The organism is Serinicoccus chungangensis (assembly GCF_006337125.1).
GTDB classification, from domain to species: domain Bacteria; phylum Actinomycetota; class Actinomycetes; order Actinomycetales; family Dermatophilaceae; genus Ornithinicoccus; species Ornithinicoccus chungangensis.
This window is the reverse complement of the sequence record NZ_CP040887.1, coordinates 2,551,260-2,573,408: the sequence shown is the minus strand read 5'-3', so window position 1 is coordinate 2,573,408 and position 22,149 is coordinate 2,551,260. Positions and strand designations below refer to the sequence as shown.

The following is a 22,149-nucleotide window of genomic DNA, read 5'->3' as shown; positions in this document are numbered from 1 at the left end:
GTGCACGACCTGAGCCACGGGCTGGCCACCCTCAGCCTCGCGGCGGCCGAACACGAAGGGGGGGCGAGCGCCGTGCACGCCACCCCGGCCGAGGGCTTCGCGGCGCTCGGCTGGCTGCTCGTCGCGCTGCCGCTGCTCGGCGCGGCGGTGCTGCTGCTCGGCGGACGCCGCACCGACCGCTGGGGACCGGCGCTGGCGACCGCGCTGTCCTGGGGGAGCTTCGGCGTCGGCGTCGCCGTCATCGTCCAGCTCACCGGCCTGGCGCCGGAGGAGCGCGCGCTGTCGGTGCCGCTGTGGGACTGGGTGAGCGTGGGTGACCTGTCGCTCTCCGCCGGCCTGCTGCTGGACCCGCTGTCGCTGGCCTTCGTCATGCTCATCACCTTCGTGGGCAGCCTCATCCACGTCTACTCCCTCGGCTACATGGAGCACGACCCGGACAAGCGCCGGTTCTTCGCCTACCTCAACCTCTTCGTCGCGGCGATGCTCATCCTCGTGCTCGCCGACTCCTACCTGCTGCTCTTCGTGGGCTGGGAGGGTGTCGGCCTGGCGTCCTACCTGCTCATCGGCTTCTGGAACGACAACCCGGACTACGCCGCCGCCGCCAACAAGGCGTTCGTCGTCAACCGGGTCGGTGACGTCGGGCTCATCACCGCCATGGCGATCATGCTCGCGACCTTCGGGGCGCTGGACTTCGCCACCGTGCACGGCAGCGCCGCGGGAGCGGGCGACCTCACGCTGACCCTCATCGGCCTGGCCCTGCTCCTCGGGGCCTGCGGCAAGTCGGCGCAGTTCCCGCTGCAGAGCTGGCTGGGCGACGCGATGGCCGGCCCGACCCCGGTGTCGGCGCTCATCCACGCGGCGACGATGGTCACCGCCGGCGTCTACCTCATCGCCCGCAGCCAGGCGATCTACGACCTCACCCCGGACGCCCGGCTGGTCGTCGCGGTCGTCGGCGCGGTCACGCTGCTCTACGGCGCGGTCGTCGGCTGCGCCAAGGACGACCTCAAGAAGGCCCTCGCCGCCTCGACCATGAGCCAGATCGGCTACATGATGCTGGCCGTCGGGCTGGGACCGGTCGGCTACCTCTACGCGATCTTCCACCTGGTGACGCACGGCTTCTTCAAGGCCAACATGTTCCTCGGGGCCGGGTCGGTCATGCACGCCATGGACAACCGGGTCGACATGCGCCGCTTCGGCGCCCTGCGCACCGACATCAAGATCACCTTCTTCACCTTCCTGGCCGGCTGGCTGGCGATCATCGGCTTCCCCTTCACCGCGGGGTGGTACTCGAAGGACTTCATCATCGAGACCGCCTTCGCCGAGCCGGGCTGGCGGGCCTGGGTGTTCGGCGGCATCGCCCTGCTGGGTGCCGGCATCACCGCGTTCTACATGTCCCGGCTGTTCTTCATGACCTTCTTCGGCAAGGCCCGCTGGCACGAGGACGCCCACCCGCACGAGTCGCCGCTGGTCATGACCGTGCCGATGATGATCCTCGCGCTCGGCTCGCTGGTCCTCGGTCTGGTGCTCTACCCGACGCACATCATCACGGACTGGCTCGAGCCGGTCTTCGGGCACGCCGAGCACGGCGAGCCGCTCATCCCGGTCCTGGCCATCCAGATCCTGGCGTTCGTGCTCATGGTCGCCGGGGCCGGCCTGGCCTGGATGATGTACGGCCGGCGCGAGGTCCCGCAGACCGCACCGGAGGCCGGTCCGCTCACCCGCGCCGCCCGCCGTGACCTCTACCAGGACGACCTCAACGACGCGCTCTTCACGAGCCCCACCATGACCCTGGCGCGGACCTCCGTGGAGGCCGACAGCGTGCTGGTCGAGGGGACCGTGACGGGTGGCACGATCGGCGGGCTCAACAGCCTGTCGCGGATGCTGCGCCGCGCGCAGAACGGCTTCGTCCGCTCCTATGCCCTGACGATGCTCCTGGGCGTCGTCGCGATCCTCGGTGCCGTCTGGGTGATGCAGTGATGAGTTTTCCCTGGTTGACCACGCTGCTCGTGCTGCCGCTCGTCGGCGCGCTGGTGGTGTCCCTGCTGCCCAAGGGCAGCACGATCGTGCGCCCGGTCGCGCTCGGCGTGGCCCTGCTGACCCTGGCGGTCGGCGTCGGGGCCGCCACCCAGTTCCGGATCGGGGGCGGCACCGCGGGGGAGCCGTTTCAGCTCACCGAGGTCTACTCCTGGATCCCGCAGTTCGGGGTGTCCTACGCCCTCGGGGTCGACGGCATCTCGCTGTCGATGATCCTGCTCGGACTGGTGCTCGTGCCCATCTGCATCGTCGCCGCCTGGGACGACGTGCCGTCCGTCGGCCGACGGCAGCACGCCTACTTCGCGCTCATGCTGGCGCTCACCTCGATGATGGTCGGCGTCTTCGCGGCCATCGACGTGTTCCTGTTCTACGTCTTCTTCGAGGCGATGCTCATCCCCGTCTACTTCCTCATCGGGGTCTTCGGGGGGAGCCGCCGGGCGCGGGCGGCCACCTCGTTCCTGCTCTACTCGCTCGCGGGCGGGCTCATCATGCTCGTCGCCGTCATCGGGGTCTACCTCGCGGGGCCGCGGGGGACCGACGGGTTCCTGCTGTCCAACCTCACCGGCATGGACCTGTCGGTGGAGGCCGGGCGGTGGCTGTTCCTCGGGTTCTTCATCGCCTTCGCGATCAAGGCCCCCATGTGGCCGGTCCACACCTGGCTGCCGCTGGCGGCCGAGCAGGCCCGTCCGGCGACCTCGGTCCTGCTGGTCGGCGTGCTCGACAAGGTGGGCACCTACGGCATGATCCGCTTCTGCCTCACGCTCTTCCCCGAGGCCAGCCAGTGGGCCACGCCCGTCATCCTGGCGCTCGCGCTGGTCTCGCTCTTCGTCGGGGCGTTCCTGGCCATCGGGCAGACGGACATGCTGCGCCTCATCAGCTACACCTCGATCAGCCACTTCGGCTTCATCGTGCTGGGCATCTTCGCCTTCACCACGGTGAGCCAGACCGGCGCGACGCTCTACATGGTCAACCACGGCTTCACCACCGCCGGGCTGTTCCTCGTCGCCGGCATGCTCATCGTCCGCCGCGGCTCGCGCGACCTGCGCGACTTCGGCGGCTGGCAGCGGGTCACCCCGCTGGTGGCCGGGGCGCTGTTCGTCTCCGGCATGTCCGGCCTGGCGCTGCCCGGGCTCAACTCCTTCGTCAGCGAGTTCCTCGTCATCGTGGGGACCTTCGGCCGGCACCCGTGGCTCGGGGTCATCTCCGCCATCGGCGTGATCCTCGCGGCCGTCTACATCCTGGTGATGTACCAGAAGGTCGCCACCGGCCCGAGGCCGACAGGCCCCGAGGTCGAGGACGTCGCGGACATGAGCGGCCGGGAGAAGTGGGTGGTCGCGCCGATCATCGCGGCCTTCCTGGTGCTCGGCTTCTACCCCAAGCCGGTGCTCGAGCTGCTGGAGCCCGCCGTGCAGCAGACGCTGCAGACGGTGGGGATCAGTGATCCGGCACCTGCCGTCGACACCGCCGCCAACCACTCGACCGAGGGGAGTGACCACTGATGGGTGGCTCCATGTTCGTCGCGCCCGACATCAACTACACGGCGCTGCTCCCGATGATCATCGTCTTCGTCGGTGGCCTGGTCGGGGTCACGGTCGAGGGCTTCGCCTCGCGGCGCACGCGGTATGCCGTGCAGGTCCCGCTGTCCATCGCCACCCTCGTCCTGGCGCTGCTGGCGCTGGTCCTGCTCGGCCGGGACAACGAGGGCATCACCGCGGCCGGCACGGTGGCGGTCGACGGGGTGGCCCTGGCCCTCCAGGGTCTGGTGCTCGTGCTCTCCATCCTGGGTCTGCTCGTCATGAGCGAGCGGTTCGGCGGCGAGCAGCCCGACGCCTTCACCCAGTCCGGGGTGTCCACCCCGGGCTCGGCGGAGGAGACCCTGGCGACCAAGGTCGGCGCGACCACGACGGAGGTCTACCCGCTGACCCTCATGTCGGTCGGCGGGATGATGCTCTTCGTCGCCGCCAACGACCTGCTCCTGCTCTTCGTGGCGCTGGAGATCCTCTCCCTGCCCCTCTACGTCCTGGCCGGCCTGGCCCGGCGCCGTCGCCTGCTGTCCCAGGAGGCCTCGCTCAAGTACTTCCTGCTCGGCAGCTTCTCCTCCGCCTTCTACCTCTTCGGGGCGGTGCTGCTCTACGGCTACGCCGGCTCCATGCGGTTCTCCGACATCGCGGCCGCCATCAGCAGCAACGTGGGCATGGACGGCCTGCTCGTCCCGGGCGTCCTGCTCGTCGCGGTGGGCCTGCTCTTCAAGGTCGGCGCCGTGCCCTTCCACGCCTGGACCCCGGACGTCTACCAGGGCGCCCCGACCCCGGTCACCGGCTTCATGGCGGCCTGCACCAAGGTCGCCGCGTTCGGCGCGATGCTGCGCGTCCTCTACGTCGCCGTCGAGGGTGCCCGGCTGGAGTGGCAGCCGGTCATCGCGGTCGTGGCCGCGCTGTCCATGGTCGTGGGCGCGCTGCTCGCCATCGTGCAGACCGACGTCAAGCGGATCCTGGCCTACTCCTCGATCGCCCACGCGGGGTTCATCCTCACCGGCGTGGTCGCCCTCGACGTGGCCGGCGTCTCCAGCACGATGTTCTACCTCGCGACCTACGGCTTCATGACCATCCCGGCCTTCGCCATCGTCGCGCTCGTGCGCAGCGCGGGGACCGAGGCGACGCTCGTCGACCAGTGGGCCGGCCTGGGCCGCCGCTCGCCGTGGATCGCGGCCAGCTTCACCTTCCTGCTCATGGCGTTCGCGGGCATCCCGCTCACCTCCGGCTTCACCGGCAAGTTCGCCGTCTTCTCGGCCGCGGTGAGCCAGGGCTGGGCCTGGCTGGCGGTCGTCGGCGTGCTCGCCAGCGCGGTCACGGCCTACATCTACTTCGTCCTCGTGGTCCAGATGTGGCTCGGCGACCCGGACGACGCGGCCGGCACCGTCGTGGTGCGACCGTCCTGGATGACGTCGGTCGCGATCCTCGTCGGTGTCGCCATCACCCTGGCTCTCGGTGTCATGCCCTCCCCGGTCCTGGATCTCGCGCAGAGCACCGCGGCGTTCCTGCGGTGAGGACCGCGACCGTCCCGGGCTCCGACGACGCGCTGACCGGGCGGGTCCAGACCGGGCTGGACCGGGTAGCGGCGCGGCTCGAGGAGGTCGTCGACCACGACGACCCCTTCATCGCAGAGGCCAACCTGCACCTGGCGCGGGCCGGGGGGAAGCGGTTCCGCCCCCTGCTCACGCTGCTGACCAGCGAGGTCGGCCGGGGGTGGGACGACCAGGTGGTGGACGCCGCCGTCGGGGTGGAGCTCACGCACCTCGCCTCGCTCTACCACGACGACGTCATGGACGAGGCGGACCTGCGGCGGGGGGTCAGCAGCGCCAACGCGCGCTACGGCAACGCGACCGCGATCCTCGTCGGCGACCTGCTCTTCGGCACCGCCTCCGCCGTGGTGGCCGGTCTCGGCGCCGAGGCCGTCAGGATCCAGGCGGAGACCTTCATCCGGTTGTGCGCCGGGCAGATCCGGGACGACCGCCAGGGTGCCACCCCGCCCCCCGCGGGCGGGCAGGACGCCGCGGTCGAGGCATACCTGTCGATCCTCGCCGACAAGACCGGGTCGCTCATCGCCACGGCGGCGCGCTACGGCGCGATGTTCGGCGGCTGCGACGAGGCCACCGTGCGCACGCTCACGGCCTACGGGGAGACCCTCGGGGTCGTCTTCCAGCTGGCCGACGACCTGCTCGACGTCGCCTCCGAGGCCGACGCGTCGGGCAAGACACCGGGCACCGACCTGCGCGAGGGCAAGGCGACCCTGCCGGTGCTCTACGCCCTCGGGGGCTCCGACCCGGCGGACGCGCGTCTGCGCGAGCTCCTCGCCGGCCCGATCGACGACCCGGCCGAGCTGGCCGAGGCCCTCGCGCTGCTGCGTCCCCACACGGCGATGGAGCAGGCCAGGGAGCGGACGCTGGCCATGGCGGCGCAGGCGCGGGCCCTGCTGGAGGACCTGGAGCCGTCCCCGGCCGTGGACGCCCTGCGGGCGCTCGTCGACGGCGTGGCCGACCGCTCCCGCTGACCACCGCGTCGCGCCGCCCGCCCCTCCCCGGCCGGGCCGAGCCCGGGGGGGAGGGGAGAGCGGGGTGGGGGCTCAGCGCCGGGAGCGGTACACGTGCGCCACGCCGGGCCGCGGGACGGGGTCGCCGAGGTAGGGGTAGGCGCTGGGGGTGCCGCCCTCACCCGGGTGCTGCACGCTGACCAGCACCGAGCGCTCGTCCCAGGAGACGACGGGTCCGCAGCACTCCGCCCCGGTGGGCACGGAGAGGAACTGCTGGACCTTGCCTTTCTCCGGCCCGGCCGTGGGCATGAGGAACATGCCGTCGCAGGTGCCGATGGTGCCCGGTGCGCCGTCGGTGGAGATCCACAGGTGGTCGGCCTGCCCGTCGAAGGCGACGTTGTCCGGGCAGCTGATCGGGCTGACCTGGCTGCGGTCGAAGCCGGAGAAGTAGGTGCTCGGGTCGTCGGGGTCCCCGGCGACGAGCACGATCCTCCACCGGAAGGTGAGGGCGGCGGCGTCGTCGCCGGCCTCGGTCCACTGGATGACGTGACCGAACTTGTTGTTGGCCCGGGGGTTGGCCTCGTCGATCTGCCCGGGGGTGCGACGGGTGTTGTTGGTGAGGGCGACGTAGACCTGACCGGTGTGCGGGTTGGGCTCCACGTCCTCGGGACGGTCCATCTTGGTCGGGCCCACGAGGTCGGCGGCCAGGCGGGTGTGCACGCACACCTCCTCCACGGACATCCCCGGCACCCGCGAGGTGCCGTCCACGACGAGCGGCAGCCACACGCCGGAGCCGTCGAACTCACCGTCCTCGACGCCGTCCCCGGTGAAGCGGGCGACGTAGAGGTCGCCCTCGGACAGCAGCTGCATGTTGTGCCGCTTGTCGCCCCGGCGGTAGCGCTCGCGGGACACGAACTTGTAGATGTAGTCGAAGCGCTCGTCGTCGCCCATGTAGGCGACGGCCCGCCCGTCGTCGGCGAGGCGGATGGTGGCTCCCTCGTGCTTGAAGCGGCCGAGGGCCGTGTGCTTCACCGGCGTCGACGTCGGGTCGTCCGGGTCCACCTCGACGATCCACCCGAAGCGGTGCACCTCGTGCGGGTGGTCCACGACGCTGAACCGCTCGTCCGCCTGCTCCCACCCCCGCCCGCTGGAGGTGATGCCGTACCGCGCCAGGCTGCCGTCGGGGTCCGGCGCCCCGTCCGCGTTGAAGTACTGGTTGACGTTCTCCTCCCCGGACAGGACCGTGCCCCAGGGCGTGTCCCCGCCGGCGCAGTTGTTGAGCGTGCCGAGGACGGTCCGCCCCTGCGGGTCCGCCGCGGTCCGCAGCAGGCGGGACCCGGCCGCCGGGCCGTCCACCCGGAAGGGGGTGTGCGCGTGGATGCGTCGGTTGCGGGCCCCCGCGACGTCGTAGCGCCACGGCGAGAAGGGGTTGCGGCGCGACACCTCGACGATGGTCATGCCGTGCGCGGCCATCTCGATCATCGCCTGCTCCGGCGTGGGGACCCCGGAGAAGTCGGGGAACATGTTCTCGGGGTTGGTGTACTCGTTGTTGAAGGCGATGAGGCCACGGTTCGCGCCGTTGCCCCGCGCACCGCCGCGGCGCAGGGTGAGGTAGTCCGCGTTGTAGCCCGCCTGACGGCGTTGGGCCTCGACGCTCTGCCGGTCGACGTCGAAGTCGGGCGCTCCTGCGTCGATCGGGTCCCCCCAGGAGATGACGGGCGCCCAGGAGTAGCCCTCCGGCACCACGAGCTCGTCGACGTCGGCGGGGGTCGGGGCGATGGGGGTGAAGCCGGCCAGACCCGGGCGGCCGTGACCGGCGGCGGCGGCCGGCCGGGCCGTGCCCCAGGCCAGCGCGGCCGCCCCGGTGGCCGCGGCGCCCGCCTGGAGGAGGCTGCGGCGCTGCACGGTCGCGGCGACCACGTCACCGAAGTAGCGGTTGTCGCTGGTGTTCGGCACCGGCTGGGAGCAGGCGTCCCCGCAGCGGTAGCGGCAGGTCGCGGCGCTGCGCCCGCCGGGGTGCGCGGGCAGCAGCGGCAGCAGGGTGCGACGCTCGGTGAGCGGGCTCATGGAGGTCCTTCCGTCGGGACGGGGGTCGTGGCTGGGACCTGCTGAACGTAGGCCAGCACCGGCCACCGCCCGGCGACCACGGGGTGAACGCACCACGTCGTTCTCGTGACGGCTCGACCCCGGCGGGACCGGCCACCCGGCCGCCGCCGACTACGCTTGACCCCCCTACCCGAAGGAGACCGTCGTGCGCCGCACCCTGGCCGGCCTCTGGGCGATCCTGCCGCTGGCCGCCCTGCTGCTCGCCCTGTCCCTCGTGCCGCCGCCGGACCTCGTGCCGACGCACTGGTCGGGCCGGGTCCCCGACGGCTTCGCGAGCGGACCGGGGTTCGTGGCCGGGGTCCTCACCACCGTCGTCGTGTGCACCGTGGTCGCGGCCGTCGCCTCCGTGGCACGCCGCCTGGTCCCCCCGAGCTGGGGCCGCTGGGTGCTCGCCGTCGTCGCCGGTGTCTCCTGGGGTGCGGTGCTGCTCTACCTCGTGACGGCCTGGCGGGTGGGCGTCGACGGCGCGCAGGACGTCCGCGAGGGATGGCCGCTGGTAGCGGTCCTGGGTGCGCTGCTCGCCGGGCTGGTGGGGTATGCCGTGCACGGCCGCTGGGTCCCGAGCGCCGAGCAGCTGGCCGACCTGGTCCCCGAGCGGTCACGGGTGCAGCCGGTGCGGGGACGGGCCGCCCAGCCCGTGCAGCCCTGGTCCTCGGACGTGTCCTCCCGGACCATGAGGGTGCTGGGCGTCGGCCTGCTCGTCGTCTTCGTGGTCGTCGCGGTGGTCATCGTGGGGGCCGACGAGAGCGTGGTGCTGCTCGTCGTCGTCCTGCTCACCGGGCTCGGCGCGGGCGGGCTGGCGCTGCTGTGGTCCGCCGTCACCGTCCAGGTCGACGAGGACGGGCTCCGGGTGCGGTCGCGGGTGCTCCCCGTGCCGGTGGCCCGCGTGCGGGCCGACCAGGTCGCCGGGGTGGACGTGCAGGACCTCGACCCCCTGCGCTGGGGCGGGATCGGGCTGCGCGCCCTCCCGGACCGCACCGCCTTCATCGTCGACGCCGGCGGCCCCGGCATCGTGGTCTACCTCCGCACCGGGCGCCGCCTCGCGCTGCAGATCACCGAGGGTGACCAGGCCGCGCGGGTCGGTGCCCGGACGCTGCTGCGCGCCGCGGGTCAGCGGGTGGGGGCGGGCTCGCCCTCCTGAGCGGCGGGGTCGGTCGCCGCGCCGGCACCGGTCGGGGTCCCGAGCTGGCGCTCCAGCTTGGCCCCCTCGACGTCCACGTCCGGCAGGATCCGGTCCAGCCAGCGCGGCAGCCACCACGCCCGCTCGCCCAGCAGCGACATCACCGCCGGGGTCAGCGTCATCCGCACGAGGAAGGCGTCGACGAGGACACCCACCGCCAGGCCGAGACCGATGGGTCGCACCATCGTCAGGTGCGCCCACACGAAGCCGGCGAAGACCGAGATCATGATGATGGCCGCCGCGGTGACGACCCGCGCGCTGTGGTTGAAGCCGGCGACCACGGCGTCCCGGGCCGCCCGCCCGTGCACGTGCTCCTCGCGCATCGCCGACACCAGGAAGACCTGGTAGTCCATGGCGAGCCCGAAGAGGATGCCGATGAGCAGGATGGGCAGGAAGGACAGGATGGGGCCGGCCTCGTTGACCCCGAAGAAGCTGGACGCGAACCCCAGCTGGTAGACGCCGACGACGGCACCGAAGGCCGCGCCGATGCTCAGCAGGAACCCCCCGGTCGCCAGCAGCGGCACGACGACGGACCGGAAGACGAGCAGCAGCAGGACCAGCGAGAGCCCGACGACCACGACGAGGTAGACGGGCAGCGCGTCCGCCAGCTGCTCGGAGACGTCGATGTTGGCGACGGTCTGGCCGGTGAGCCCCAGGGTCGCGCCCTGGTCCTGCCCGATCTGCTCGACCGCGGGGCCGAGGCGGTCGACGAGCTCCTCGGTGGAGGCGTCGGCCGGCCCGCCCTCGGGCTGCACCCGGAACGCCAGGACGTCACGGTCGTCGTTGACGCCGGCGGGCAGCACCTGCACCACCCCGTCCACCGCGGCCAGCTCCTCGCCCAGGTCGGCCTGGGTGGTGAACAGGGCCGTGTCCCCCTCGGCGACCGGCTCGTCGAGCTCGGCGACGACGAGGATCGGGCCGTTGGCCCCCGCGCCGAACTCCTCGCGGACGGTGTCGTAGGTGGTGTATGCCGTGGAGCCGGCGGGCTCGGTGCCGCCGTCCGGCAGCCCGAGCCGCAGCTGTGCGGTCGGCCAGGCGAGGGCGCCGACGACGACGAGCACCCCGGCCAGCGACAGCCACGGGTGGCGCTGCACGCGGGCGGCCCAGCCGCGGCCCAGGTCCTCGGCGTGGGCGTCCGGGGACTCCTCGTGCCGACCCTGCGTGCTGCCCGAGCGCTCGCGCCGCGGCAGCACCCGCTCGCCCATGAGCGAGAGCACGGCCGGGGTGAGCGTGATGGCGACCAGCACGGCGATGGCGACCGTCGCGGCGGCGACCAGACCCATGATCCCGAGGAAGGGGATCCCGGTGAGGACGAGCGCGACGAGGGCGATGATGACGGTCAGACCGGCGAAGGTCACCGCGTTGCCCGAGGTGCCCACCGCGAGCGCGATCGACGGGGCGAGCGGCATACCGCGGCGTAGCTGCTCGCGGTGCCGGTTGATGAGGAACAGGGAGTAGTCGATGCCGACCGCGAGGCCGAGCATGAGCGCCAGCACCGGGGTGATCGACTGCATGTCGAAGAAGGTCGAGAGCGCCAGGGCGCCGGTGAGCCCGACCCCGACGCCGACCAGCGCCATGAGGATCGGCAGCCCGGCGGCGATGAGGCTGCCCAGCATGACGAGCAGCACGAGGGCCGCGACGACCAGGCCGACGACCTCGCCCGGGCCGAGCAGGCTGGACAGGTCGTCGGTGATCTCCTTGGAGAAGTCGACCTGCACGCCCGCGCTCTCGACGTCGCTGCCGATGCGCTGGATCGCCTCGGTCGTCTCCGGCGGGATGAGCCCCTCGGCGTCGGCGACCGAGACCTGGGTCAGTGCGGTGCTCCCGTCGCTGCTGACGACGCGGAACCCGTCGGTGAGGTCGGCGAGGCGGGCGGCGGCGGCCAGGTCCTCCTCGCCCTGGGCGACCTCGGCCTCGCCGTCCTCGAGCTCGGTGGCGCTGCTCTCCAGCTCCTCCTCGCCCTGGGCCACCTCCTCCTCGCCGGCCTCCAGCTGCTCGCGCTGGGTGTCGATCTGCGCCTGGGCGGCGTCCAGCTGCTCCCGGCCGGCGTCGATCTGCGCCTGGCCCGCCGCGATCTCCGCACGGGCCTGCTGCTCGGCCTGCGGGGGCACCTGCCCCGCGGCGACACCGGCCTCGAGCTGCTCCAGCTGGGCGTCCAGCTCGGCCTGCGACTCCTCCAGGGTGGCGGCCTGCGCGTCCAGCTCGTCCTGGCCGTCCTGAAGCTGGCTGCGCCCGTCCTCCAGCTGCTGGCGGGCCTCCTCCAGGTCCGCGCGCCCCTGCTCGAGCTGGTCGCGTCCGTCCGCCAGCTGATCACGGGCGTCGGCCAGCTCGGTCCGGCCCTCCTCGAGGTCGCCCTGGGTGGCGTCGAGCCGGCCCTGCGCCTCGAAGGGGTCGACCGCGGTGACGCCGTCCAGCTCCTCCCACCGGTCCACGGCCTCGGCGACGGCCGCGCGCTGGTCGTCGGTGAAGCCGTCGTCGCTGCGGAAGACGACGGTGCCCGTCGTGCCGGCGGCCTCCGGGATCTCCTCCTGCAGCGTCTCCAGGACGGCCTCGAACCGGCTGCCGGGGATGGAGAACTCGTTCGACAGCGGCTTGGCCATGGTGAGCATGCCGGTGACGGTGAGTCCGAGCACGGCGGCCCAGATGACGACGACGCCCAGGCGGTGCTGGGCGCACCAGCGCCCCAGTCGGTGCAGCAGGGTGGCCACGGTGGTCCTTTCGGTGGGTCAGGCGGAGGGGGAGCGCCAGCCGTCGGCCAGCAGGCCGAGGGCGCGGTCCAGGTGGTCGTGGAAGGCGGTGACGTCGGCGGGGGAGAGCTGCTCCGGGCGGTCGACCTGCAGGTCCTTGAGCCACGCCTCCTCGGTGGCCTGGAAGCAGCTCATGACGGCCGAGGCGAGGGTGGCGACGAAGAGCGGGTCGGACCCGGGCAGCACGTCGTGCAGCCGCTCGCGCAGCCACGCCGCCATGTCGGCCCAGACCGTGCGCTCCAGGAGGACCGTGGCGTCGGTGTCCGCGCCGTGCCGGTTCAGGGCGACGAACCAGCCGAGCAGGTCCTCGGGGATGCCGTGGGTGCGGGCCAGGACGCGCAGCGCGGTGACGGGGTCGTCACCGATGACCCCCGGGTCCAACCGGGTGATCATGGCGTCCGCGTGGTCGGCGAAGACGGCGCTGAGCACCGCGGGGATGCTGCCGAAGTAGTTGAAGAAGGTGCGGCGGGACACCCCGGCCCGCTCGGCCACCTGGTCCACCGTGACGTCCGCGGCGGGCAGCTCGGCGACCAGCTCGAGCAGCGCCCCCACGATGGCCTCGCGCGTGCGCACCTTGTTGAGCTCACGGCGGCCCGGCGCGGCGGGGTCCGGCCCGCGGCTCGCCACGGAGTCCGGTCGCACAGTCATGACGACGAGCATACGAAAATCTGCACGGTGTGCAAAATTGCACCGCGTGCAGAGGACGGTCGACCTAGCAGGGGGCGGGGTCGGCCAGGTCGGGGCGCTCCTCGCGGGCGTCCCTCGCCCGGGCGCGACGCTGCGCGCGGGAGCGACGCACCTGGCGCACCATGTCGGCGGAGAGCACGACGAGCGCGACCCAGACCAGGGCGAAACCGACCCAGCGGGAGGCCGGCACGACCTCCCCGAGCAGCAGGACGCCGGTGAGGAGCTGCAGGAACGGGGTGAGGAACTGCAGCAGGCCCACCGTCGACAGCGGCACCCGGCTCGCGGCGGCCGCGAAGAGCAGCAGCGGCACGGCGGTGGCCAGACCGGTCGACATGAGCAGCACGGTGTGCAGCTCGCCGTGGCCTCCCCACGTGGTCTCGCCGGCCCGGTCGAGCCACCAGAGGATGAGCAGCGCGAGCGGCAGCACGGTCGCCGTCTCGCCGACGAGCGAGCGCAGCGGGCTCAGCGACACCCCGAGCCGGTTCTTCAGCAGGCTGTAGCTGGCGAAGGAGCACGCCAGGGCCAGGCTGATCCAGGGTGGTGAGCCGTAGTCCACCGAGAGGTAGACCGCGGCGGCGGCGCCGATCCCCACCGCGACCCACTGCAGCCGCCGCAGGCGCTCGCGCAGGACGAGCACGCCGAGGGCCACCGTCACGAGCGGGTTGAGGAAGTAGCCCAGTGCCGCCTCGGTGACGTGCCCGGTCAGCACGGCGTAGGTGTAGATGCCCCAGTTCGTGGTGATGAACAGCCCCGCGAGCATGACCCCGGCCAGGCGCCGGGGGGCGCGGGCGAGGTCCACCATCCAGCGCAGGTCGCGGGTCAGGAGCAGGACGGCCAGGCACAGCACCAGGGTCCAGACGATGCGGTGGGCCACGATCTCCCAGGGCCCGGCCGGCCGGAGGGCGGCGAAGTAGAGCGGGAAGACGCCCCACAGGAGGTAGGCGAGGAAGCCGTAGGCCGTGCCGCGCTGCCGTCTGCGCTCGGCCTCGTCCGTCACCGCCGCATCCTAGGGGGTGCCCTCGTCCTCGTAGACCTCCTCGCCCTCCTCGGCGAGCACCTCACCGGCGGCCGCTGTCGGCCCCTCGGTGGTCTCGCCCTCGAGCAGCTGCTCGACCTGTCCCGGGCGGGTGCCGTCGACGGTCCAGGTGTCCCTGCCGTGCAGCAGCGCGTCGAGGGAGGCCGTGTCCCGGGTGGTCCCGGCGGTCGCCTCCTGCACCTGCTGGCGCACGCCGTCGTCGTAGGTGGGCCGCTGCACCTGACGGAAGATGCCCATGGGCACGGTCTGCATGCTGGGGTCGTCCAGCCGCGAGAGCCCGAAGGCGTTCGTCGGGTCGGGGTCGGACGGGTCGTGCACGACGACGGTGTGCCCCTCGGGCACGGCCTGCTCGGGCACCACCTGCAGGCGGCCCTGGGGGTCGCGGACGACGACCGTGGCGTCCGGGCTGCCCTCGGCGCCGATGCGCACCGGCTCGTGCGCGCGCAGGTGCGCCACCCGGCCGGTCGCCTCGTCCCGGTCCTTGAGCAGCTGGAAGGCGCCGTCGTTGAAGATCGGGCAGTTCTGGTAGATCTCGACCAGCGACGTGCCGCGGTGCGCCGCGGCGGCCTTGAGCACCTCGGTGAGGTGGGCGCGGTCGGAGTCCATGGTCCGGGCCACGAAGGTCGCCTCGGAGCCCAGCGCCAGCGAGACCGGGTTGAAGGGGTGGTCGACGGAGCCGGACGGGGTCGACTTGGTCACCGCGCCGACGTCCGAGGTGGGGGAGTACTGCCCCTTCGTCAGACCGTAGATCTTGTTGTTGAACAGCAGGATCGTGAGGTTGACGTTGCGCCGCATCGCGTGGATGAGGTGGTTGCCGCCGATCGAGAGCGCGTCGCCGTCGCCGGTGACGACCCAGACCGAGAGGTCCTCCCGCGAGGTCGCCAGGCCGGTGGCGATGGCCGGTGCGCGCCCGTGGATGGAGTGCATCCCGTAGGTGTCGAGGTAGTAGGGGAAGCGGCTGGAGCAGCCGATCCCGGAGATGAACACGATGTTCTCGCGGCGCAGCCCGAGGTCGGGCAGGAAGCCCTGGACCGCGGCCAGCACGGCGTAGTCGCCGCACCCGGGGCACCAGCGCACCTCCTGGTCGGAGGTGAAGTCCTTCTTGGTCTGCTTCTCGCCGTCCCCGAGCGTGGGCACGCCCTCGGTGCCCCGGCGGGTCGGCAGGCCGAGCGGGGTCGTCATACCGTCACCTCCTGCGACTGGACCTCCATGAGGTTCTCGTGGACCACCTGCGCGAGCTCACCGGCGGTGAACGGCAGGCCCCGGACCTGGGTATGGCTGCGGACGTCGACGAGGTAGGTCCCCCGCAGCAGCAGCGCGAGCTGGCCGAGGTTCATCTCGGGCACGACGACCCGGTCGTAGCGGCGCAGCACGTCACCGAGGTCGGCGGGGAAGGGGTTGAGGTGGCGCAGGTGGGCCCGCGCGACCTTCGCGCCGGTGGCCCTCACGAGCCGGGTGGCGGCCCCGATCGGGCCGTAGGTCGACCCCCACCCGAGGACGAGGACCCGCGCCTCGCCGCTGGGGTCGTCCACCTCCAGGGGAGGGATGGAGTCGGCGATCGCGCCGATCTTGGCCTGCCGCAGGCGCACCATCCGGTCGTGGTTGGCCGGGTCGTAGGAGATGTTGCCGGTGACGTCGGCCTTCTCGATCCCGCCGATGCGGTGCTCCAGCCCCGGGGTGCCGGGCACCGCCCAGGGCCGCGCCAGGGTCTGGTCGTCCCGCAGGTAGGGATGGAAGACCGGCTCGCCCCGCTCGTCGGTGGCGTTGGGCTCGGTGGCGTGCTGGACGGTGAGGTCGGGCAGCTGCGCGGCCGCCGGGATCTGCCAGGGCTCGGAGCCGTTGCCGAGGTAGCCGTCCGACAGCAGGATGACCGGGGTGCGGTAGGTCGTGGCGATCCGGACCGCCTCCAGGGCCGCGTCGAAGCAGTCGGTCGGCGACTGGGCGGCCACGACGGCGACCGGCGACTCGCCGTTGCGGCCGTGTAGGGCCTGCAGCAGGTCGGCCTGCTCGGTCTTGGTCGGCAGACCGGTCGAGGGGCCGCCGCGCTGGATGTCGATGACGAGCAGCGGCAGCTCGGTCGCCACGGCGAGCCCGATGGTCTCGCTCTTGAGCGCCAGGCCCGGGCCCGAGGTCGTCGTCACCCCGAGGGACCCGCCGAAGCTGGCGCCGAGCGCCATCCCGACCGCGGCGATCTCGTCCTCGGCCTGCAGCGTGGTGACGCCGTGCGCCTTGAGCGTGGACAGCTGGTGCAGCACGTCCGAGGCGGGGGTGATGGGGTAGGAGCCGAGCACCAGCGGCAGCCCGGTCCGGTAGGCGGAGGCGACCAGCCCCAGCGCCAGCGCCTGGTTGCCGGTGATGGTGCGGTAGGTCCCGGGGGCCATCGGCGCCGGCGCCACCTGGTAGCGCACCGCGAAGTCCTCGGTGGTCTCGCCGTAGGCGTGACCGGTGCGCAGCGCGGTGAGGTTGGCCTCGAGGATCTCCGGCGCCTGCGCGAACTTGGCGCGCAGGAAGGCCTCGGTCGAGGCGGTGTCGCGCGAGTAGAGCCAGGACAGCAGGCCCAGGGCCAGCATGTTCTTGGCCCGCTCCTTCTCCTTGCGGGTCAGCCCGTCGAACCCGGCGAGCGCCTCGACCGTCATCGACGTCAGCGGCAGGGCGTGCACGTGGTAGCCCGCGTCGGCGAGGGAGTCGTCCTCCAGCGGGTTGGCGGCATACCCCACCTTGGCGAGGTTGCGCCGGGTGAACTCGTCGGCGTTGGCGATGACCGTCGCGCCCCGCGGCAGGTCCGGCAGGTTGGCCTTGAGCGCCGCCGGGTTCATCGCGACGAGGACGTCGGGCGCGTCCCCGGGGGTGGCGATGTCGTGGTCGGCGAAGTGGACCTGGAAGGAGCTGACGCCCGGCAGCGTGCCCTGGGGGGCGCGGATCTCGGCCGGGAAGTTCGGCAGCGTGGACAGGTCGTTGCCCAGGGCCGCGGTGTCGGAGGTGAAGCGGTCGCCGGTGAGCTGCATCCCGTCGCCGGAGTCCCCGGCGAAACGGATCACGACCCGCTCGAGCTGGTGCAGTGGAGTAGAAGACATGTCAATAGACAAGACTACTCTCCCCTAATAGCGCTCCGGACAGCGCTGCCGCCCCACATGGTCAGCCGTGGCGCACACAGGTGGTGGCCCAGGGACGGGCCTCGAGGCGTCCCTCCGGGATGGCCTCGCCGCACACCCGGCAGCGGCCGTAGCTGCCGTCCTCGACCGCCTCCAGCGCCGTACCGATCTCGTCCAGCAGGCCCTGCAGGTTGTCGTGGGCGCCCACCGCGGTCAGCCGGTCGACCGCCATCGCGGTGCCGTCCCCGACCCGTTTGCCGAAGGAGATGCTGCCCTGGTCCTGGATGGGGGCGCTGAGCTGCTCCATCTGCGCGACCACCTCGGCCCGCTTGGCCTCCAGCTCGGTGCGCGCGTGGTCGTCCATCCGCCCAGCATGGCACGCGCCGGTGCCGGAGGACGCCTCAGAGGATGTCGTCGGTGGTGCCGAAGCTGCGGTAGTTGAGGTAGGAGCGGCGCACCTTGAGCGCGGTGCGCAGCGGGGTGCTCAGCGGCGAGAGCGCCAGGTCGTAGGCCGGGAACCAGTAGCGGTGCGACCCGAACTTGAGCTTCATCCGCAGCACCCCGAAGGAGTGCTTCTTCTCGTCCAGCAGCCGGGGGATGCCCCACAGGTCGAGCCGGGAGTAGCCGTGCTCGTGGGCGTCGGTGATCGCGGACCAGTAGAACGCGTCCGGCGCCTTGGCGTCCTTGCGCTTCTCGCCCTCCGAGGGCGGGCGGTCGTCGCGCACCGACCCGCCGTAGAGGTAGGCCGTGGTGTCGCCGAGGCCGAGGAAGAAGCCGCCCGCGAGCGCGCGCCCCTCGTGCCGGGAGAGCAGCAGGTAGGCCTCGGCGCCGTCCTGGTCGGCCTCCCGCAGGAGGGTCTCGTAGTAGTGGCGCGGGAAGGCGCCGAGGCTGGACCGCTCGTTGGTCGCGGTGAAGATCTCCCAGAAGTCCTCGAAGCTGTCGTCGCGGCCGGCCTGCACCCCCATCCGTTCGGCCGTCCGCACGTTGCGGCGGGCCATCTTGTGCAGACCGGCGAAGACGGTGTCCGGCTCCTGGCTGGTGTCGATGAGGATGGTGTGCTCGGGCTGCTCGGTCCGGGCCCGCCGGAAGGGGCCGATCCGGTCGGGGATGACCGCCTGCTCGGCCGCCAGGTCCTCCTGCTCGGGGCTGTCCCCGGCGACGAGGGGCTCGGGCGGCTCGATGGTGAGGAAGTGGTCCGTGCGGCGCGCCACCTGGCGGACCGCGCGGGCGAACTCGGGCAGCAGCGAGCGGTCGGCCAGGACCGGCCCGCGGGGGGCGTACAACGTGCTGACGCCCGGGGCGAGCGACTTGCGCATCAGCTGCACGGCCCCCACGGTGCGCCCGCCCTGGCGGACGAGGTAGCGCACCGGCTCCTGGCCCAGCGTCCGCCGGGCCTCGCCGTAGCCCCACCCCTGCAGCGGGCTGCTCACCGGCTGGTCGAGCAGGGCTGCCATGTAGGACGCGCGGTCGGTGGCCGTCTCCAGGGTCAGGGTCATGGCGACAGGGTAGCCGCCGGGCAGGCACCCTCCGAGGACGACGAGCCGGGGGGCTGGCACACTCGGTGACCATGGCGCAGACCGTCGCGGACGAGGCCGCTGCCGCCCTCGGGTGGGAGCACCTGGTGCCGCCGGACCTGTCGGGTCGGACCGTGGTGGTGACCGGGGCGAGCGACGGGATCGGGCGGGAGAGCGCCCTGCACCTGGCCCGGTGGGGTGCCCGGCTGGTCCTGCCGGTGCGCAACCGCGCGAAGGGGGAGCGGGCCCGCGCCCGGCTGCTGCGGGAGAGCGCCGCGGACCGGGCCGACGCGGTCACGCTCGTCGACCTGGACCTCACCGAGTCGCTCCTGCCCGTCGTGCGCGAGAGGGTGGTCCTGGTCACGTCGCACGCGCACACGTCCGGCCGGATGGACCACGACGACCCCCACTTCCGGCGGACCCGGTGGACCCTGCCCCGGGCCTACTCCCGGTCCAAGCTCACCGCGATGCTCTGGGGGCTGGACCTCGGCGCCCGTATGCCCGCGGGCACCCAGGTGCAGCTGACCCACCCCGGGTGGGTGGTGACCAACCTGCAGAACGCCAGCGGCAACGCGCACGTCGACCGCCTCGTCACCGCGGCCAGCCGGCCGCTGGCCATGACCCCCGCCCAGGGGGCGGCGGCCGTGCTCTTCTCGCTGACCCAGCCGCTTCCCCCGGGGTCCTACGTGGGGCCCGACGGGTGGCAGCACCTGCGGGGTCGGCCCACGCTCATCCGGCGCTCGGCGCGGGCCCTGGACCGCTCCGAGGCCGCCCGAACCGCCGCCTGGATGCGGCGCGAGGTGGGTCTGGACGCAGGTGGGCCCGTGCCCGGGCCCCGCGCACCCGCCTGAGCTCAGCGCCGGGCCCGCTGCGCGGTGACGACCTCCTCGACGCGGCCCTCCCGGATCGCGGCGACCAGCCCGGCCACGGCCTCCTCGACCTGGTCGTACATCGCCACGAACGCCTCGCGCGACAGCCCCCACGGGTCGGGCACGTCACGGACGCCCTCGCCCGCGTCCGGGGCGAAGGCGCCCAGCCGCACCACCCTGGCCGCCTCCTCGGGCGTGCGCGCCAGCGCCAGCAGGTCGTCCTCGTTCGAGGAGTCCATGGCGAGGACGAGGTCCGCCCGGTCGAAGTCGTCGGCGCCGAACTGCGCCCCCCGCGTGGTGAAGGCATACCCGCGGCGCTCGCCCTCGGTGACGGAGGCCGGGTTCGGCCGCTCACCCACGTGGTAGTCGGCCGTCCCGGCCGAGCTCACGCTCACGCCCTCGATGCCGGCCTCGTCGAGCGAGCGGACGAGGACCGCCTCGGCGGCGGGGGAGCGGCAGACGTTGCCCAGGCAGACGGTCATGATGTGCATCCCCCCACTGTCTCACCGGCGCCTGCTGGGAGGGTGGGGCCATGACCCGGCCGGACGAACCCTTCACCAAGACCCGCGCGGACGCGCCCACCCTGTTCTTCGACCGGGAGGCCACGGGATTGCGGGCGCTCGCCGCGGCGGGGGCGCGGGTGCCCGAGGTGCTGGCGGTCTCGCGCACCGGCATCAGCATCGAGCAGGTGCCCTCCGGCGGCCACCGCACCGCCGCCTCGGAGGAGGCCTTCGGGCGCGAGCTGGCGGCCCTGCACCGGACCACGGGGGAGCGGTACGGCGCGGTGGACGGCGAGCCCACGGCCTACCTCGGCGACTGCCCGGTGGACCTCGCCCCGTGCGACACCCTCGCGGAGTCCTGGCTCGACCGGCGGGTCGTGCCGCTGGCCCGTCGGGCCGTGGAGTCCGGTCGGCTGGACCCGTCGGCGCTGGCCGACGCCCGGGCGCTGGGGGCCGAGCACCTGGGCCCGGTCGAGCCGCCGACCCTGGTCCACGGGGACCTCTGGGCCGGCAACCGGCTCGTCGACGACCGCGGCCGCAGCTGGCTCGTCGACCCGTGCGCGCACTACGCCCACCGGGAGGTGGACCTCGCGATGATGCAGCTCTTCGGCGGGTTCAGCGGACGGGTGCTCGCGGCCTACGTCGAGGCGTTCCCCCTGTCCGAGGGCTGGGAGCGCAGGACCGCCGTGTTCCAGACCGTGCCGCTGCTCGTGCACGTCCTCCTCTTCGGCGGGGGGTATGCCGTCCAGGCCGGCGACGCGCTGCGCGCGGCCCGCGGCTGACCCCGGGGTCGGGCCGACCCCGCGCCCTCGAGGCACACGTGCTGGGATGGGGGGACACGTGAGGAGGCGGTCGTGCGGCGGGTCATCGGCGGGGTGCTCGGTGCCTCGCTGCTGCTCACGGGGTGCACCGAGGAGTACGACGACGACGTCGCGGCGACCTCCACCCCGCCGCTGGTGGTCCAGACGGCCGCGCCGCAGGACGCGGCCGCGAGCTCGGCACCGGCCGGCGGCAGCACCACCACCTCTCCGCCGGTACCGGTCGACCCGGCCGACGCCATCGGCGACGCCGAGCTGCTCGACGCGGTCCAGTGGGTGCTCGGCCTGCTGGAGGAGGACGCGGAGGGCCCGCCCGCGCAGGAGGCGGCCGAGCGCTTCGCCCCGGACCTCCTGGAGGAGGTCTCCCCGGTCGAGCTGGGTCTGGTGCTGGCCCAGGTGCGCAGCGCCGGGCCCTACGTCGTCACCGCCGCCGTCCCGAGCTCCGGCGTGGGCCGGACCGCCACGCTGAGCCTGGCGGCCCAGGACCCCCTGCTCATGACGGTCGGTGTGGACGAGCAGGGCCGCATCGCCACCCTGCTCCTGCAGCCGGACACCTCGGGCGAGCCCCCCGTCGTCGACGCGTGGCCCGACCTCGACGCCGCTCTCGCCGAGCTCGGTGGCACCAGCCAGGTGGTCGTCGGCCACGTCCGGGGGGGCACCTGCGAGACGGACTACACCAGTGCCGGGGTGGAGCCCGGTGGCGACGCCTTCCCCGGTGCCTCGGTGGTCAAGCTGCTCGTCCTGCTGGCGGTGGTCGACGAGGTGGAGGCCGGTGCGCTGTCGTGGGACGAGGAGCTGACGCTCACGGCGGACGTCGTGAGCCTGCCCTCCGGGGAGCTGCAGGACCGCCCGGAGGGGTCCTCGGTGCAGGTCCGCGAGGCCGCCGAGCTGATGATCTCGATCAGCGACAACACCGCCACCGACCTCCTCATGGAGCGGGTGGGCCAGCGCGCCCTGCGCGCCGCGGCGGTGGAGGCCGGTCTGGACCCGACCGAGGTCATGCCCGTCCCGACCACCCGGCAGATCTTCCAGCTCGGGTGGCAGGTGGACAGCGAGGTGCGGACCCGCTGGGCCGAGGCCGTCGTCCCCGAGCGGCGGGAGGCGATGCTCGCCGACCTGCCCGCCGAGCTCGACGTCGACCCGGCCACGGTGACCGAGCCGCGCTGGCAGGACGGCATCGACTGGTTCCTCACCGGGGAGCAGGTCTGCTCCCTGCACGCCCGGCTGCAGCAGCGTGCCGCGGAGCCCGCCGGGGAGCCGGTCCGGGAGATCCTCGCGCTCGACCCTGGTCTGCCGCCGCCCGAGGGCGTGGGGTACCAGGCCTTCAAGGGCGGCTCCCTGCCCGGCGTGCTGGCGATGTCGTTCTACGTCGAGCCGCAGGAGGGCGCCGTCGGCGGGGACGGCGAGCCCGCCGCGCCGGAGGGTCTCGTGCTGGTCGTGCAGACGCGCAGCGCGGAGCCGGTCGACCCGCTGCGCGCCGCGACGATCGTCGGCGCCGGCCTGCAGCACCTCGTGGACGTCGGCGGCTAGGCTGACC

17 protein-coding genes are annotated in these 22,149 nt (G+C 73.1%); 8 read left to right on the top strand and 9 right to left on the bottom strand.

Annotated features, from left to right (window positions below; all coding sequences use genetic code 11):
- The 4 genes from nuoL to FHD63_RS11795 are packed head-to-tail and all read left to right on the top strand — an operon-like array spanning position 1 to position 6,084.
- On the top strand, positions 1-1,977 hold the full coding sequence (gene nuoL / locus FHD63_RS11810) for an NADH-quinone oxidoreductase subunit L (protein WP_139723111.1): 1,977 nt from the start codon (positions 1-3) through the stop codon (positions 1,975-1,977).
- On the top strand, positions 1,977-3,533 hold the full coding sequence (locus tag FHD63_RS11805) for an NADH-quinone oxidoreductase subunit M (RefSeq protein ID WP_170215602.1): 1,557 nt from the start codon (positions 1,977-1,979) through the stop codon (positions 3,531-3,533). The genes nuoL and FHD63_RS11805 overlap by 1 nt, the downstream gene beginning before the upstream one ends.
- Before the next feature lie 11 nt (positions 3,534-3,544).
- Positions 3,545-5,080: an NADH-quinone oxidoreductase subunit NuoN gene (gene nuoN / locus FHD63_RS11800; RefSeq protein ID WP_238705643.1), complete on the top strand. Its 1,536-nt coding sequence runs from the start codon at positions 3,545-3,547 to the stop codon at positions 5,078-5,080.
- Positions 5,077-6,084: a polyprenyl synthetase family protein gene (locus tag FHD63_RS11795; protein WP_139722213.1), complete on the top strand. Its 1,008-nt coding sequence runs from the start codon at positions 5,077-5,079 to the stop codon at positions 6,082-6,084. Before nuoN ends, FHD63_RS11795 begins: the two co-directional genes overlap by 4 nt.
- A gap of 72 nt (positions 6,085-6,156) precedes the next feature.
- On the opposite strand, the gene FHD63_RS11790 is transcribed toward FHD63_RS11795, so the two are convergent.
- The gene (locus FHD63_RS11790) at positions 6,157-8,130 is read right to left on the bottom strand and encodes a PhoX family protein (RefSeq protein WP_139722212.1); all 1,974 of its coding nucleotides are present in this window, start codon (positions 8,128-8,130) and stop codon (positions 6,157-6,159) included.
- A gap of 184 nt (positions 8,131-8,314) precedes the next feature.
- Between FHD63_RS11790 and FHD63_RS11785 the strand changes: the two genes are divergently transcribed.
- On the top strand, positions 8,315-9,310 hold the full coding sequence (locus FHD63_RS11785; RefSeq protein ID WP_139722211.1) for a hypothetical protein: 996 nt from the start codon (positions 8,315-8,317) through the stop codon (positions 9,308-9,310).
- On the opposite strand, the gene FHD63_RS11780 is transcribed toward FHD63_RS11785, so the two are convergent.
- The 7 genes from FHD63_RS11780 to FHD63_RS11750 all read right to left on the bottom strand — a co-directional run bounded on the left by FHD63_RS11780 (position 9,280) and on the right by FHD63_RS11750 (position 18,407).
- Positions 9,280-12,057, bottom strand: a complete 2,778-nt coding sequence (locus FHD63_RS11780) for an MMPL family transporter (RefSeq protein WP_139722210.1) — start codon at positions 12,055-12,057, stop codon at positions 9,280-9,282. The genes FHD63_RS11785 and FHD63_RS11780 overlap by 31 nt on opposite strands.
- A gap of 18 nt (positions 12,058-12,075) precedes the next feature.
- Complete coding sequence (locus FHD63_RS11775) at positions 12,076-12,744, bottom strand: TetR/AcrR family transcriptional regulator (RefSeq protein ID WP_158296768.1); 669 nt, start codon at positions 12,742-12,744, stop codon at positions 12,076-12,078.
- Between the two features lie 64 nt (positions 12,745-12,808).
- Complete coding sequence (gene rarD, locus FHD63_RS11770; protein ID WP_139722208.1) at positions 12,809-13,780, bottom strand: EamA family transporter RarD; 972 nt, start codon at positions 13,778-13,780, stop codon at positions 12,809-12,811.
- Positions 13,781-13,789: 9 nt separating this feature from the next.
- Positions 13,790-15,001: a 2-oxoacid:ferredoxin oxidoreductase subunit beta gene (locus FHD63_RS11765; RefSeq protein ID WP_139722207.1), complete on the bottom strand. Its 1,212-nt coding sequence runs from the start codon at positions 14,999-15,001 to the stop codon at positions 13,790-13,792.
- Complete coding sequence (locus FHD63_RS11760) at positions 14,998-16,893, bottom strand: 2-oxoacid:acceptor oxidoreductase subunit alpha (protein WP_139722206.1); 1,896 nt, start codon at positions 16,891-16,893, stop codon at positions 14,998-15,000. The genes FHD63_RS11765 and FHD63_RS11760 overlap by 4 nt, the downstream gene beginning before the upstream one ends.
- A gap of 61 nt (positions 16,894-16,954) precedes the next feature.
- Positions 16,955-17,275, bottom strand: coding sequence for a TraR/DksA family transcriptional regulator (locus FHD63_RS11755; protein WP_139722205.1), 321 nt, complete (start codon positions 17,273-17,275; stop codon positions 16,955-16,957).
- Between the two features lie 37 nt (positions 17,276-17,312).
- Positions 17,313-18,407, bottom strand: coding sequence for a lipid II:glycine glycyltransferase FemX (locus FHD63_RS11750; RefSeq protein WP_139722204.1), 1,095 nt, complete (start codon positions 18,405-18,407; stop codon positions 17,313-17,315).
- 71 nt (positions 18,408-18,478) lie between these two features.
- On the opposite strand from FHD63_RS11750, the gene FHD63_RS11745 reads away from it, so the two are divergent.
- Positions 18,479-19,276, top strand: a complete 798-nt coding sequence (locus FHD63_RS11745) for an SDR family NAD(P)-dependent oxidoreductase (protein WP_139722203.1) — start codon at positions 18,479-18,481, stop codon at positions 19,274-19,276.
- A 2-nt stretch (positions 19,277-19,278) separates the two neighbouring features.
- Here the strand turns inward: FHD63_RS11745 and FHD63_RS11740 are convergent, their stop codons facing one another.
- Positions 19,279-19,785 (bottom strand): low molecular weight protein-tyrosine-phosphatase, encoded by a 507-nt coding sequence (locus tag FHD63_RS11740; protein ID WP_139722202.1) that lies wholly within the window; start codon positions 19,783-19,785, stop codon positions 19,279-19,281.
- A 41-nt stretch (positions 19,786-19,826) separates the two neighbouring features.
- Here FHD63_RS11740 and FHD63_RS11735 point away from each other — a divergent pair, with 41 nt between their 5' ends.
- Together FHD63_RS11735 and FHD63_RS11730 are read left to right on the top strand one after the other, a co-directional pair.
- Positions 19,827-20,576, top strand: coding sequence for a fructosamine kinase family protein (locus FHD63_RS11735; protein ID WP_139722201.1), 750 nt, complete (start codon positions 19,827-19,829; stop codon positions 20,574-20,576).
- Positions 20,577-20,648: 72 nt separating this feature from the next.
- The gene (locus tag FHD63_RS11730) at positions 20,649-22,142 is read left to right on the top strand and encodes a serine hydrolase (RefSeq protein WP_139722200.1); all 1,494 of its coding nucleotides are present in this window, start codon (positions 20,649-20,651) and stop codon (positions 22,140-22,142) included.
- Positions 22,143-22,149 lie beyond the last annotated feature (7 nt).